14 protein-coding genes and 1 pseudogene are annotated in these 13,596 nt (G+C 43.4%); 8 read left to right on the top strand and 7 right to left on the bottom strand.

Annotated features, from left to right (window positions below; all coding sequences use genetic code 11):
• Positions 1-268: 268 nt before the first annotated feature.
• Positions 269-1,321 carry a hypothetical protein gene (locus tag V7121_RS09435; RefSeq protein ID WP_335546433.1) on the top strand — a complete coding sequence of 351 codons (1,053 nt, stop codon included), beginning with the start codon at positions 269-271 and terminating at the stop codon, positions 1,319-1,321.
• A 38-nt stretch (positions 1,322-1,359) separates the two neighbouring features.
• On the opposite strand, the gene V7121_RS09430 is transcribed toward V7121_RS09435, so the two are convergent.
• From V7121_RS09430 to V7121_RS09415, 4 genes are all read right to left on the bottom strand, one after another.
• Positions 1,360-1,494 (bottom strand): hypothetical protein, encoded by a 135-nt coding sequence (locus tag V7121_RS09430; RefSeq protein ID WP_335496916.1) that lies wholly within the window; start codon positions 1,492-1,494, stop codon positions 1,360-1,362.
• Positions 1,495-1,705: 211 nt separating this feature from the next.
• A complete protein-coding gene (locus V7121_RS09425; RefSeq protein WP_335496913.1) occupies positions 1,706-1,849 on the bottom strand; it encodes a hypothetical protein in 144 nt (47 codons plus the stop codon).
• A 341-nt stretch (positions 1,850-2,190) separates the two neighbouring features.
• Complete coding sequence (locus tag V7121_RS09420; protein WP_335496910.1) at positions 2,191-5,127, bottom strand: DEAD/DEAH box helicase; 2,937 nt, start codon at positions 5,125-5,127, stop codon at positions 2,191-2,193.
• A 316-nt stretch (positions 5,128-5,443) separates the two neighbouring features.
• On the bottom strand, positions 5,444-7,078 hold the full coding sequence (locus V7121_RS09415; protein WP_335496909.1) for an SWIM zinc finger family protein: 1,635 nt from the start codon (positions 7,076-7,078) through the stop codon (positions 5,444-5,446).
• Between the two features lie 176 nt (positions 7,079-7,254).
• Between V7121_RS09415 and V7121_RS09410 the strand changes: the two genes are divergently transcribed.
• Positions 7,255-8,850, top strand: coding sequence for a WG repeat-containing protein (locus V7121_RS09410; RefSeq protein WP_335496907.1), 1,596 nt, complete (start codon positions 7,255-7,257; stop codon positions 8,848-8,850).
• A 26-nt stretch (positions 8,851-8,876) separates the two neighbouring features.
• Here V7121_RS09410 and V7121_RS09405 read toward each other — a convergent pair whose 3' ends face one another.
• Positions 8,877-9,014 carry a hypothetical protein gene (locus V7121_RS09405; protein ID WP_335496906.1) on the bottom strand — a complete coding sequence of 46 codons (138 nt, stop codon included), beginning with the start codon at positions 9,012-9,014 and terminating at the stop codon, positions 8,877-8,879.
• Between the two features lie 110 nt (positions 9,015-9,124).
• On the opposite strand from V7121_RS09405, the gene V7121_RS09400 reads away from it, so the two are divergent.
• Positions 9,125-9,289 (top strand): hypothetical protein, encoded by a 165-nt coding sequence (locus tag V7121_RS09400; RefSeq protein ID WP_335546431.1) that lies wholly within the window; start codon positions 9,125-9,127, stop codon positions 9,287-9,289.
• Positions 9,290-9,332: 43 nt separating this feature from the next.
• Positions 9,333-9,509 (top strand): hypothetical protein, encoded by a 177-nt coding sequence (locus V7121_RS09395; protein WP_335546429.1) that lies wholly within the window; start codon positions 9,333-9,335, stop codon positions 9,507-9,509.
• 16 nt (positions 9,510-9,525) lie between these two features.
• Here the strand turns inward: V7121_RS09395 and V7121_RS09390 are convergent.
• Positions 9,526-9,615, bottom strand: a pseudogene (locus V7121_RS09390) (YjcZ family sporulation protein); the annotation flags it as partial.
• Positions 9,616-9,875: 260 nt separating this feature from the next.
• Here V7121_RS09390 and V7121_RS09385 point away from each other — a divergent pair.
• Positions 9,876-10,814, top strand: coding sequence for a hypothetical protein (locus tag V7121_RS09385; protein WP_335496903.1), 939 nt, complete (start codon positions 9,876-9,878; stop codon positions 10,812-10,814).
• 9 nt (positions 10,815-10,823) lie between these two features.
• On the opposite strand, the gene V7121_RS09380 is transcribed toward V7121_RS09385, so the two are convergent.
• On the bottom strand, positions 10,824-12,266 hold the full coding sequence (locus V7121_RS09380) for a flavin monoamine oxidase family protein (protein WP_335496901.1): 1,443 nt from the start codon (positions 12,264-12,266) through the stop codon (positions 10,824-10,826).
• 225 nt (positions 12,267-12,491) lie between these two features.
• Here V7121_RS09380 and V7121_RS09375 point away from each other — a divergent pair, with 225 nt between their 5' ends.
• The 3 genes from V7121_RS09375 (at position 12,492) to V7121_RS09365 (ending at position 13,591) form a co-directional block, all read left to right on the top strand.
• On the top strand, positions 12,492-12,827 hold the full coding sequence (locus tag V7121_RS09375; RefSeq protein ID WP_420490710.1) for a YnfA family protein: 336 nt from the start codon (positions 12,492-12,494) through the stop codon (positions 12,825-12,827).
• Between the two features lie 122 nt (positions 12,828-12,949).
• Positions 12,950-13,312, top strand: coding sequence for a hypothetical protein (locus V7121_RS09370; RefSeq protein ID WP_335496899.1), 363 nt, complete (start codon positions 12,950-12,952; stop codon positions 13,310-13,312).
• Positions 13,313-13,429: 117 nt separating this feature from the next.
• Entirely contained in the window at positions 13,430-13,591 is a 162-nt protein-coding gene (locus V7121_RS09365) for a hypothetical protein (RefSeq protein WP_335496895.1), read from the top strand.
• Positions 13,592-13,596 lie beyond the last annotated feature (5 nt).

Raw genomic sequence — 13,596 nt, 5'->3', positions numbered from 1 at the left:
AAAAGGGCGTGGTCGGTAATAGAGGAGTAATCTCATTTACCATGGGAGGGAAAAAGTAGCCCGGTCGGTAAAAGAGGCCGCGATTCCCGCTCCAATCACTAGGATTTTTTTGATCAAAACCCATGCCATTCATGCGACCGTATTGGATGGAAGAGGGTGTTGGGTGAAAATGAGTTTTACACTATGTTTATGGTTCTCTTACAACCCTATAAAATGGATATTTATGTTAAAATAAAAACAAATAATCCCTACCCCTCAGGAGGAAATAATGATATCTCTATCAAAAAATAAATGGTTCTGGTTCAGCCTGCTTCTCGCCTTAGTGATCAGCTCCAACTTTTTGATTTACCGACTTGAGAGCTTAGGCCCGCTTCCTACGGGAATGGTCATCGGTTCGCTGTTTGATTTCATCGTTACCATCCCGTTGCTCGTGTACTTTTTTATTATCAGAAAGCGCTATTCGCTAAAATATATACTCCCAATCATGTTTGCTGGATACGGGGCTGCGGTTCTGATTATTCCACACGGCCTCCTGTCCGCCTACTCGTTTGTAAAATATATCTTATTTGCGGGCGAGGCAGCCTTCTTCTTGCTCGAGATATACGTCGTTGTGAAATTATTTATAAAAATACCAGCAATCCTCAAAAGCTACCGCAAGAATGATAGTGAGATTCCAACCTTTCCATATCGGATGAAGCAAGCTTGGGATCAGCACCTAAAACCATCCCGTGCCCAGGAATTCTTTTTCTCCGACGTGACGATGTTCTATTACAGCCTTTTTTCGTGGCGGAAAAAACCATGGCCCTCTGATGACCGGAGGTACTCATTTCATAAAAAAACAGGGGCGATTACACTTTATATTATGCTGATTCACGCAGTTGTTTTGGAATCGCTAGGTTTTCATTTTCTCCTTCATTCGTGGAGTGAGTTAGTTGCCATCATCGTCCTCATTTTGAATGTCTATACTTTGTTATTTTTTCTAGGAGAAATCCAAGCTATTCGGCATTGTCCAATCATGATTACCGACAAATATTTATACCTGCAAGTCGGAATCATGAAACAGCTAATTGTCCCGATTGAGAAGATTAAAAGTATTCATGTATATAACGGCCCTGATAAGTTAACGAAAGAGGAAACCAAGGATATTTTCGATGCGACCCTTTCTGATTTTTTCAAAGAGAAGCCCCAGTTTGAAGTCGAACTCGATCACGCTGTGGAGGCGAGATTCATGTATGGGTTTAAGCGGAGGGTAAATAAGGTCCATTTACGCATCGACGAGCCACAGAGATTCTATCATGCACTTTTGGAAAAAATAAATTGAAAATAAAAAGTGGGACAGGCGAACTGTCCCATTTTTGCTTACTTGTTATGGCTTTTTTGCGCCTTTAAGGCTACTTTTTCAAATCCATTTCCTCTTTCTTCCGCAAATTCCATATCTGCTTTTGGTAGAGCAGTATTATGATTCTTCGCTGAGTTTTTCTTATTTTTAGACATAGTTTTTCACCACCTAGTTATATTCTTCAAGGAGGTCGCCATTTCGTGTCGGCGGCACCCACGAGTATAGTTTGCATTCTTTTTGAGAGGCTATGCTACTTCCATTTTTCTTCACCTAAAAAGCGAGCAGTTCCTGCATGGTAATTTTCATTTTGCTAAAAAAAAGAAGCCCTCTTACTTATAAGAAGGCTTTCTTGGAATATAAATTGAATTAATGAACACGGATAATTTCGTTTTGATATTGATCATGATGAACCCTAGTATGCTTCGATTCAAGCCGTTCAAATTCCGTAACTTCATCGATGGATTCGCCAAACAACCAGTTTTTGAGTTCAAACCAAAAATCTGTAAGCATCAGAATTTCCTCCCTAAATTGGGTTATTGGATACCTTATACCGTTATTATACATGTGAATCACTTCACATAAAAGCGGTTACAAAATAGGCGAAATAGCAAAATTATACAGAAAAATGAGAGAGTTAAGGCAGATATCTTACCACCATTTCAAGCATAAATACCAACAAAAAAAGGATAAAACCATTACGGCTTTATCCTCTAAATTTGCGTTTATTGGTGGTACCTAACATTGCGGTACCTGACACCATTTTGTGTCCTGTCTATATGGACAAAAGGGGTCGAGTGTCCACGAAGGGTACCTGACACCAATAATGACACCAATAAATGAAACCATAAACATTACCCCAGATACACCAGGTCTTTCAATTCATCGGTGGATAATTCGGTGATCCAGTTTTCGCTTTGGATGATTTGGTCGTTTAAGAATTGTTTTTTCTCGAGCATGGCATCGATTTTTTCCTCGAGGGTACCAGTGCAAATCATCTTGTGGACGTGGACGAAGCGCGATTGGCCGATGCGGTACGCTCGGTCAGTGGCTTGGTTTTCTACAGCTGGATTCCACCAGCGATCATAGTGGATGACATGATTTGCCGCCGTCAGGTTCAGCCCCGTTCCACCAGCTTTCAACGACAGCAGGAACACCGGGAACTCCTGATTTTGGAACTGCTCAATCATCTCGTCACGTTTCGCTTTCGCCACACTTCCGTTCAAAAATGGTACTTCGATGCCAAATTTCTTCTTCAGCGCACTTCGAATCATTTCGCCCATTTCGATATATTGGGTGAAAATCAGACAGCTTTCACCCTGCTCCAAAACAGCGTCAATTAATTCGACCAATTTCTCCAGTTTATTCGAACGCTCCAACAGCACGCGCCCAGCAGATTTTTCCTTCAGATAAAGGGCTGGGTGGTTGCACAACTGCTTCAAGCGGCTTAGCATTTGTAATATTAACCCTTTCCGCTCAAAGCCCGACAGCTTTTCAATTTCCGCAAACGTGTCATGGATCAGCTGCTCATACAACGAGGCCTGCTCCGCGGTGAGCGGGCAATATTCCTTTTGCTCAAGCTTGTCAGGAAGATTCAAGGCTACCTCCTCATCTTTTTTCGTACGGCGCAATAAGAACGGCCGAATCAATGATTGAAGCTGTTGGACCTTATCCTTCTTCTCATCCTTTTCAATCGGAATCACAAACTTTTTCTGGAATTGCCCTAGACTGCCCAAATAGCCATGATTGGTAAAATCAAAGATTGACCACAGCTCAGTTAACCGGTTTTCCATCGGTGTCCCTGTCAGCGCAATATGATGGCGGCCGCGCAGCCGCCGAACCGCCTTCGACTGCTTGGTCTGAGCGTTCTTGATATTCTGCGCTTCATCGATGGCAATCGAGCTCCAAATCAACCCTTCAAACTCCGCCAAATCGATGTGGCTCAACCCATACGAAGTTAACACGATATCGGCCTCTTTACACTTTTCAGCAAAAGCTTCCTCCTTCAGCCGGTTCGAACCGTAATGCAAATACACCTTCATCTCCGGTGCAAAACGCTCCAGCTCCTTCTGCCAGTTTCCAAGCACAGAAGTCGGGCAAATAATCAGCGCTGCCTTCGTCGGGACTTTCGCAGCAGGCTTAGCTGCAGCATCCGCCTCATCCTTTTTGCGGCGCTTTTTCGTCTCAGTCAGGGTGTCAGGTACCATCTCCAGCTCGTCCCCAACCACTTCTTTCACCTTCAATAAGTAAGAGATAAGCTGGACGGTTTTCCCGAGACCCATGTCATCAGCGAGACAGGCACCAAAGCCGTATTGGCGCAAGAACCAGAGCCAACTCATGCCCAATTGCTGGTATGGCCGCAGCTCTCCCTGCAAACCAACAGGTACATCCTCGAGCGGAATTTCGTGGACTTCAGACAGCTGTTTGATCATCTGCTTCCATTGGCGATTCAACTCTATTTGAATTTTTGCAAATGCCTTTGGATTCTCAAGCTCATCTTCGGTCACCTCAGACTCTGTCAATTCCTGCTCTAACAAATCGCGGACATGCAAGCCCTCTTTTTCCGCCCGCTTCATCATATCCTGAATATGTCGAATAAACTGAGGGTCCAGTTTCACCCAGCGTCCTCGAATGAAAACGAGCCGCCGTTTTTCCTCGACAAGCTTCCCAAACTCATCCTCGGACAAGTCGACACCATTCATCGAAAAGCGCCAGTTAAAATCAAGCATCGCTTGGAGCCCAACAAAGGACGGCCGGTGACTCGAGGTCCCTTTCAGCGATGCTTTCACCTTCAAATTGGCATTTTTCATCGCCTGCCACCATGAAGGAAGGAGGATTTCAACATCCAACGCCACCAAGGTCTCACTCGCCTCCGTCAAAAACATCCACGCTTCTTCTTCAGTCAGATGTGTTTTAAAGAAACCATCCTCGCCTAACCATGGAATCAAGCGGGCCCAGCGTTCCCGCTCGCGGTCGACTTTTTCCAAAAAGGGACGCCACTTAGCAGGAATCTTGGTAGAACCGTCCACATCATAAACCTCGTCCACGTTTTTCTTGCCGCGTAAAAAGAGATCGAGACTCCACGCCCCTTCGCCATCCTCCGGCTCATCTAAGCGGAGCCCAATCGTAAACGGGGTGTCGCTTTCCTTGATTCCGACCCATTCCAGCCAGCTTTCTTCATCAAAATAGCGGGCCAGTTCGCCGCCGGAAATATTCTGCCTACGAAGCAAATCAAGCTTAGGCCCGAACAGCTCTTTCATCTCAGCATTCCGCGTCAAATAGCCGTCAAGCGCATTATTATATAAATCGGAGATATAGCTTTTAGTCGTCCCTTGGCCATCCTCAGGTTCGGCGTCCTCAATCCGTTGCTCCCAAAACGATGGATCAAACTCATCCTTCACACGCTCAGGAAGCTTCCAGCGGAAATCGCCGTGCTCCCAGACCGAAAAGTCGGGGAGCCAATCTTTTTCAAGGATTCCCTCATAAAGCGCATGGGCCGCCGCTAGACAAATCTCTGATTGCTCATTCCAATCCCATTCAATAAAGCGATTGAACGATTCCTTGGCGAAAAGAGAGACCAGGTGCCAGCCGCTAACCGCGACACCTTCAACGCCATTCATGGTCTCGTTCTCAAGAAGCGTTCCATAGAAGCTCTCCTCATGACTGCTGAAAACGAGATTTTTCCACCTAAATGGGCTCATCACATGACCTCGTTCATCCTCGGCAGTAAGAAGAAAGCGACCTTCCCCGATTTTAGTCGTCAGCAACTTCAAAAACCTTGTTTTAAGCATCGATTCAAAACTCCTTTTAGTGGGGGAGAGAACATCACAATCCGTGTGGAAATTTCCAAAAAATGTCTAATTGTACAAAACCCCTGAAAAAATCAACAAAACATATAAAAAAATGTACAAGAGGATCCGGAAATGAACAAAATCTATAAAAATATGCACAAAATCCAACCATAATTGTACAAAATAAATTTCATCCCAAAATAGTCATCCTGATACCCAAAAACCTGATCAAAATCCATATATTCCTAACAACTGTCCACTCTATATGGACAAAATACTGGAAATTGTCCACGAGAGGTACCTGACACCAGTTTAACTAACCCTCAATCAATTTACTCCGCTTACATTCCTCATGAAACGCCCGCAGACGCTTCGTCCGTTCCATCAATGTATCTAAAAAATACTGCCATTCATCGACGCGTTTCAGCTTTTTATACAGCGTCCGCAGCTTCTTCAAATGGCGCACCGCCATCCGGTAACTGGCCCGATTCTTCTGGTCAATTTCCTTCTGCGCCGTCTGATGCAGCATCCCGAGCAGCACTTCAGGCTGCTCCTTCTCAATCAGCTTCAACCGGTCCTTCGGCAGCTCATAATAATCCAAGCCGACAAACGCCTGGAGCTCGCCCCAGCGGTCATACTGTTTCCGCTCAAACAACACATACTCATAATCACCGAAACTATACGGAAGCATCGCAAGCATCGCCCGCTCATACAAATCGCCCCGCTCACTCTCCGAACAATAGGGCGCCACCGCCCGCAGCGCACTCCGCACAAACGTTGCACAGCTATGATAACCGCCGAGCCACTCCAAATACCCCTTTACTTTTTGCAAAAATAACTCAACCACCGCACCAACACGCTTCCACGCCTTCAGCCCGTTTAAATATTCAATCCAAAATATCAAATAAGGCGCAATCTCAGCGTCACTAAACGCTCCTACTAATTTTAGTGCCGCCTCATCATCACCAAGCAAGAAATTCAGATGAACCCTGGCTAGCAGCAGCGCTCCTGGACTCTCCCAATCCTGCAGCTCCTTCAGCCGCGTCTGAAGCTTCACCAGCTCTTCCTCACGCCACGCCTTCTTCTTGAAAAAATGAATCCACATCAGCCGATACAAGAAAATTCGTTCATACTCCAACCCCTGCGTACACGTCAGCAGTTCAAACGTATCCATCCGTAACTGGTCGACAAACTCATCAAAATCAAACGGCAGTGTCTGCACGCCAATCTTCATCGCCAAATCCTCTGCATCATCCATCAAATTATGGAACAAATGCAAATAGGCCCTCTTCACCATATCCTCATCATGGCCCAGAGAATCACTCAGCCGCGCCAGCTTCCGAAACGACACCACAATCCCAACCAATTCATACAGCAAGCGCCATTCCTGCTCCACCGGCGCACCCGCATGAATCCGGCGCTCATAAATCCCAAATAACTCCGGAATCACATATGGACTCGTGTACTTCTTCGTCGCCAGCAGCGTATCAAAACTCACCTCAAACGAATGAACCCAGCGCCGATAATCCGGCTTTGACACCCCATTCGCTTTAATCAAATCCTTGGCCGCCTGCAGTCCCCAGCCCGAAATCGCCTTCGACTCCCGCACCGGCTCGCGCCAATCCGACACCCAGTCCGACACACTGCCAACCCGAGCAGCATACGCACCAAAAAACACCGCCATCTGATGCCGGCAAAACCCGTCACTCGGACACGAACACTTACTCAACGACAAAAAATCAAAATCCAGCGTCACATAACACGGCGTCACATCCTGAACCGTCGCCGTAATCTTTGTATTCCATATCTGCAGCTGCTTCACCAGCCCTTGCCGGTACAACATCAAACCCTTCTGAACCAGCCTCGCATCCTCCGTTACCGTCGGGTGCAGCAATTCCCTCACCTGTTCCCCAAAAAGCTCAATCTGATCACTCGCAGGTGTCGACTCCAAAGCCACAACCCCCTCATAAAAATCCATATTCCTATATTATACCCAAAAATGCACCCATAGAGATAGCCCACGCTCAACTACATGGATATTTTAATGAAAAATCAGCTCGGATTAAAAAAATATAAATATATGGAAAATTATGCTATAATTTTAGTGAATAGGGGGTCCGAGCTCAAATGAAAAAGTATTTAAAAATTGGTCTCGTTGCTGTGATTCTGTTTAGCTTGTTGATTGGTACAGCACAATCGACAACGTATGCTGCAAGCAGTAAGAAGGTTCTTGGAACCGAATTTACTAATGGCCTAGTATTATTTAAGCAATATGGTAAGTATGGAATGTTGGATAGAAAAGGGAAGGTCGCAATTAAGCCGCTTTACCAAGCAATTGATCAATCCAAGCGGACCAATTTACTACGCGTAAAAAAAGGGAATAAATACGGGTTCATTAATCAAAAGGGAAAAGTGATTGTCACGCCGCAATATGACTATGCTGATGTTGGTTTATATAATCCAATTCTAGTAGAAAAGAAAAATAAATATGGATTAATCAGCACATCTGGTAAAACGATGGTTAAACCAAAATATGATAGCATTAGTGATTTTCACAATGGTGTTGCCGCTTACAAGAGTAACGGTAAATATGGAATTATCAACACAAAAGGCAGTATTATCCTAGCGCCAACCTATGATGAGATCACGGAAAACACGAATGGAGTTTTCACAGTCTCCCAAGATAAAAAGTTCGGGTTAATCAATAAGCAAGGAAAAGTTATCGTCGCACCTGTTTATGAATCCATCGCATCTTTTGAGAACGGACTGGCTAGAATCAAAAATAATGAAAAATACGGGGTTATTAACACAATGGGAAAAATCATTGCTACGCCCAAATATGATTATATTGGATCGTTTGTTAATGGTTTTGCCGAAACAAAACTTAATGAAAAATGGGGTTTTATCAGCACAAATGGAAAAATGATCGTAGAACCGAACTATGATTCCGTTGATTTTTTCTGGAAGGGTTTAGCACCAGTTGTAGTCGGCGGTAAGCTAGGCTATATTGATACAACTGGAAAAATAATCATTCAACCACAATATGAGACAGCCTACGATAGTGATGGGAGTGCGCTCTATGAATTTAGGCACAATGCCGCGGTCGTCATCAAAAATGGGAAGTATGGAATGATCAATAAAAAGGGTGAAGTGATTCTGGATTTTACCTATGATTCAATTAGTTTGTTTAACAAACGAGGAGTAGCGATCATTCGGCAAAATTTAAAATATGGTGTTGCAAATGATACGGGAAAGGTTATTGCCCCGCCCTCCTATGATTATGTGAGACTGGCAACCTATGGTGATGGCCAGTTTACGGATGATTTTGTTATTTTTAAGAAGAATAACAAAGAAGGCGCGATGAATAGCAAAGGGAAAGTTTTCATTCAACCCAACTATGACCGACTCGACCCATTTCAATACAAGGGCTTAATTCGTATGCAGCAGGGATCGAAATATGGACTTCTGACATCAACAGGAAAGGTCCTGGTCAAGCCAAAATTTAGCGACATTAATCCTTTTTACAAAAGTGACTCTTATTTATCGCTTGTTCAGTATAAAGGTAAATATGGTTTTATTAATGCTAAAGGGAAAATCGTCATCACGCCCCAGTATGATGAAGTGCGGTCATTCAAAGAGGGGCTTATATATGTGAAGAAAAAAGGAAAAGCAGGTTTCATTGATAAAAAGGGAAAAGTAGTTATTAAATTGGTTTATTCCTAAACAAAAATAGAGCCAACTCCCACAGATTAAGGGGTTGGCTCTATTTTATTTATTTCCGTTTTTGATAAGCTAGTAATATATTCAAACAAACTCGTAATATAACTATTAAGCTCAAACCCGTCCTCATTAGCAAACTCCGACAATAACAACTTACTTTCCTTCATCTTCGTAACCCCCTCGAATTAAGTTCCTATCCTCATTATTGCCAAACTATCATTCTCGTATACACGTAAACTTTTCAAATACAGATTTGAGAAAAGGCTATTTTAGAAGTATGGTAACTAAAAAGGGGTTTGGCGGAATCATAGGGGAAGTTGGCGGAATCCATCATTGGTCTCGCGGGAATATTCCAGAGAACGGCGGAATCCTGCCAAAGTTTGGCGGGAATATCGTCGCAAACGGCGAAATCGCCGTCCCATCAGGGGAACCTTTACTTTAAAAACTACCGAGGGATTTGGCTGGTTTAATACCAAAAAAGGTAATTGAAAAAGGGGTTTGGCGGAATAAAAGGGGAAGTTGGCGGAATCCATCATCGGTCCCGCGGGAATATTCCAGGGAACGGCGGAATCCGCCTCGGTTCTGGACAAATCCCGCCCACTGCAAAAAAAGGACAGGTTATCTTGCAACCTGTCCTCTGGATCTTCCAAAAAAGTGACTAGGCACTTTTTTGATTGATTAGCCTAAGAAAGAAGCGCCTACAATGATTAACAAAATGAACAATACTACGATTAAAACAAAACTGTTGTTAGAACCGCCACCGTAGCCACCGCCATAGCCGCCGCCGTATCCATAGCACATGCACAATCACCTCCCAAAAAGTATTTGAGGATAGTAATTACTAACCACATCACCATTATATTTTTTGAAAAAGAAGGTGATTGGACAAGTTTCATGCTTTTTAAAAATCCGCAATTGCCCCCCTTGTGATCCTAATTTGATTTAGTGGAATAATTATCAGGAAAAGTCACCATTCAAATAGCGGAAATGGTTTATTATGGATTTATGCGGAAGGCAGGAGATTAAAAGTGAAAAAGAGAATCGTAGTCTGGTTCCTCCTCGTTTCCATGCTCGCACTGACGGCATGTGAATCTGAGCAGCAAGTGAATCAGATTGTTAGGGATTATGTGAAAAAAGAGTACGGAGTTGGCGTCACAATTGAAGAGCGTGAGGATGTGAATGAAGGGAACGGCGGGGACCGCACGTTTGTGTTGAAGAGTAAGGAAGAAATTCCGGTTACGTTTGAGGTGTATCTGAAGGGTTTATTTTCCACGAGCGTAACTGGGGACACTTATAAAAAACAGAAAAAGCAGGCGATATCAGGCAGAAAATTTTTCAATAAGAATAAAAAAGAACTATCAACACTGGGCTTTTCGGATGTTGAATTTTCTGATCGGGAGGGAATTCAGGTTACAGCTAGTTATGATAAGGATATTAACTTGTATGACGAAAAGTCAGTTAACACCATCTATCAATTTATTCAACTCTTTAATACCTACAAACCTGCACCCGAGACACTCTCGTTAAAAACAAAATCGATAGAGGTTCCCGTTGAGTTTAAGGGTCTGTCTCGCTTTAGAGAGAAAGGAATAGTAAAAAGGATGCTATTTCAGGACCTTCATGTCGTCAATGTTTCCTTGTTTCAGCGGGACTTTGACAAATTTAAAGCAATTGAAGAGGGGGTCGAAAGACGAGGATATTCGCTTGAATTTGGTTTGACCGTCGGTGTATTTGACCAAAGTTTTTACTGCTTTGAGGAAAATCTTTTAGCCCATGAATGTACGGGCGGGTACTTAATTGGTCTGAAGGGCGGGAAAACTGACAAGGAGAGTTTGTTTGATCTTGTTCGTTTTTTAAAGTCCCAGCCCATTCGGATCAGTAATATTGCCTTTCATGACCATGGGATTTACCTTGAAAAACTGGACCAAATTAATCATCCTGACCAAATCGTCATTGATCCTGATTAAAACTCCCAACTATTTTGGTCGGTCATTCACTTCTTTGGCGGTCCGGACACCTGATTCAATCGCTCCTTGGATCCAGCCGTGGGTAAGTGAGGTATGTTCGCCGGCAAAGTGGACTCTTCCCTCAACGGTTGAAACATAAGGATAGAGCTCCAAATCCTGTCCGGGCTCAAACGAGGTAAAGCCTCCGCACGAATAGGGATTCTTGCTCCAGCTATAAGTTGTCCCTGAGATAAACTCTGAATAAACGTATGGCCCATAAATTTCTGCCAGGTTTGCCAACGCACATTGAAGCTGCTCTTTTTCAGACAGGCTCTCTAAAGTCAGGGCCTCGTCTGCCCAGATATAACTCGCGATAACAACCGCAGGACCAGGTGTCCCAATCCCGTAACTTGGATAATAGCTAAAGCGAATCGGCAGCTCCGTAATGGATTTCCCGCCACGCTGCCCTTCTTTTTCCCAAAATCGGCTCTTAAATTCGATGGCGATTTTGGTCGAGGCCATATAATTGAGCTCGCGGATTGCTACCCGTTTATAATAGGTAAAAGAATGATAGGGCTCAATTTTTACAAAGCGCAGGGTCGAAAAGGGAATCGTCACGATGGCGAGGTCGCCAGTGATCTTCGTATTCAAGCTGGTTAGCTGATGCTTACAATGAATTGTGACACTGTCCTGTGATTGAGAGATTTCCATCATTCGTTGGTTGAAGTGGATGTTCTCTCTTAATTGCGGAACAAAGGCAAGCGGTAAGCGGTCCATGCCGCCCGTTATTTCATAGAAAGACTTGGTGGTTGTTAAGATGATGATCTCCCGTAATACTTCAACAAAGGTCATGCCCATAAAAGCTTCCAAATCTAGAAGCACACCAATCATGTCATTCGCCCCGATTGAAAAATAAGTATTTAAGAAAGCACCAAATGAAAGACTTCGATATTGTTTTTCGATTTGGGGCCAATTCTTTTCGGGGTCTTGATTAATAAAGTTGATAATGGGCTGGATTGCAGACAGCAACAGGTCCTCAGCCGATTTTCCTTGTTCATGGGGCGCGACAGGGAATTTTAAAATGCTGGGATTCCGTTCAAAAACATTAAGACGTGTTTTGATGCCGTTGGCGTAGATGATGTCCGTGGGAGTTCGGTTAATAAATAGATTGGTAGGCAGCTTGAATCTTTTAATATATTCAAAGGTTAAATGGTGGGTATCAGGAATACGCATGGCTCCGGCATTAAAATATAAGGATTCACTAAAGGGAGCGCGGATGGTGTGAACACGCCCTCCAACTCTATCATTTGCTTCGAGCACTGTGACTTTATGCCCAGTCTCTTTTAATAAAGAGGCCGCAACGAGTCCTGCCATACCGGCACCGATAATAATAATATGTTTAGGAGTTTGTGAAGGGGTAAGGCCATTCCGAATAATTTCAAGCATTTGCTGATCCGTTAATCGAGAATTCATGATGTGGTGACCTCCCTTGTATTTCCATAAAAAGGCTTAGTGCATTATATACAATTGAGGGAACGCATATGTGTTTAATTTGACGTCGATGCTTTGGGTCTTTGCAGCTAGTAGGCATTTATCTGATTAGACTTGGATTCTATTCAATGACCTGATCGAGGAACAAGCGCCTGATGTTGGGTTATTTCGCCTGGTGTGGGCTATAATTTTACCATCGAAAGGGGTGTGGTCTTTATTTTTAATGCAATTGTTTTGTTTATCCTTGCCGGATTGGCTGAAATCGGTGGTGGTTATTTAATTTGGCTGTGGCTGCGAGAAGGAAAGCCTGTGCTATGGGGAATTGGCGGAGGTATCATTTTAGCTTTGTACGGCATCATTGCTACCTTTCAAAATTTCCCCTCATTCGGGAGAGTGTACGCAGCCTACGGGGGTGTGTTCATCGTACTGTCTATTTTATGGGGATGGGCAATCGACCGAAAAACACCAGATTTGTATGATTGGGTCGGTGCCGGCATAAGCTTAATCGGAGCCTCGGTCATTTTGTTTGCACCCAGGCATTGAATCTAATTGAGTGGATAAGGGAGTTACTTTATCTGCTTTTTATTTTTTTAGACAAGTATCCACACTTTTTAAATAATGAATCATAGTTTATGGAAGAGGCATTAAAGAGAGGAGGACCGTGATTGGAGGACAAGGATCATCATCGGAAACAAAAGTCGACTAGAGAAGTGGACCGTTTTTCTAAATTCATGTTTGGGAACCGTCAACCAAGAGGTACATCCCAAACAGAAGAAGACTCGACTTCGAGAACAAAGCGTAATGATGGTTGGTTTTGGGGGCGTGGAATTAGGGAAAATCGAACGCACAACCATGATCATCAACCTCAAACGATGCAGAATAAAGTGGAAAATATTATGAACAACGTGGATATCGAATTACTCTTCGAAACCTTTGAAACTATCAAAGCGACTACTGAACAATATAAACCACTATTAAAAGAAATCACCCCATACTTTAGCAAATTCACTAGTAAATTTAAAAAGTAATCCAGCCCTACCTACATGTGGAGTGTAGGTATTTTTTTCTCGATCTAAAATAACTGTAAAAAATGGTTAAATTTGTTATATACTATTAATGACTAGCTAAGTTTTGGAGGTGTTCGAATGATTTGGTTATATATATTTGGGCCGGTTATTATTTTGGCTGGAATTGCGATGTTTTTGGGAAGAAAATCGGGAGAGATTCCGTCGGATGGCAGCCATCTAACGGAGAAGTTACAGGAATACCCGCCCGAAAATAACAATATTGGTGGACCCACACTTTAATACAA

It is taken from the genome of Neobacillus drentensis (genome assembly GCF_036962125.1).
GTDB classification, from domain to species: Bacteria; Bacillota; Bacilli; order Bacillales; family Cytobacillaceae; genus Neobacillus; species Neobacillus drentensis_B.
Note: the sequence above shows the minus strand (reverse complement) of the source record. Positions and strands in the feature narration are given on the sequence as shown.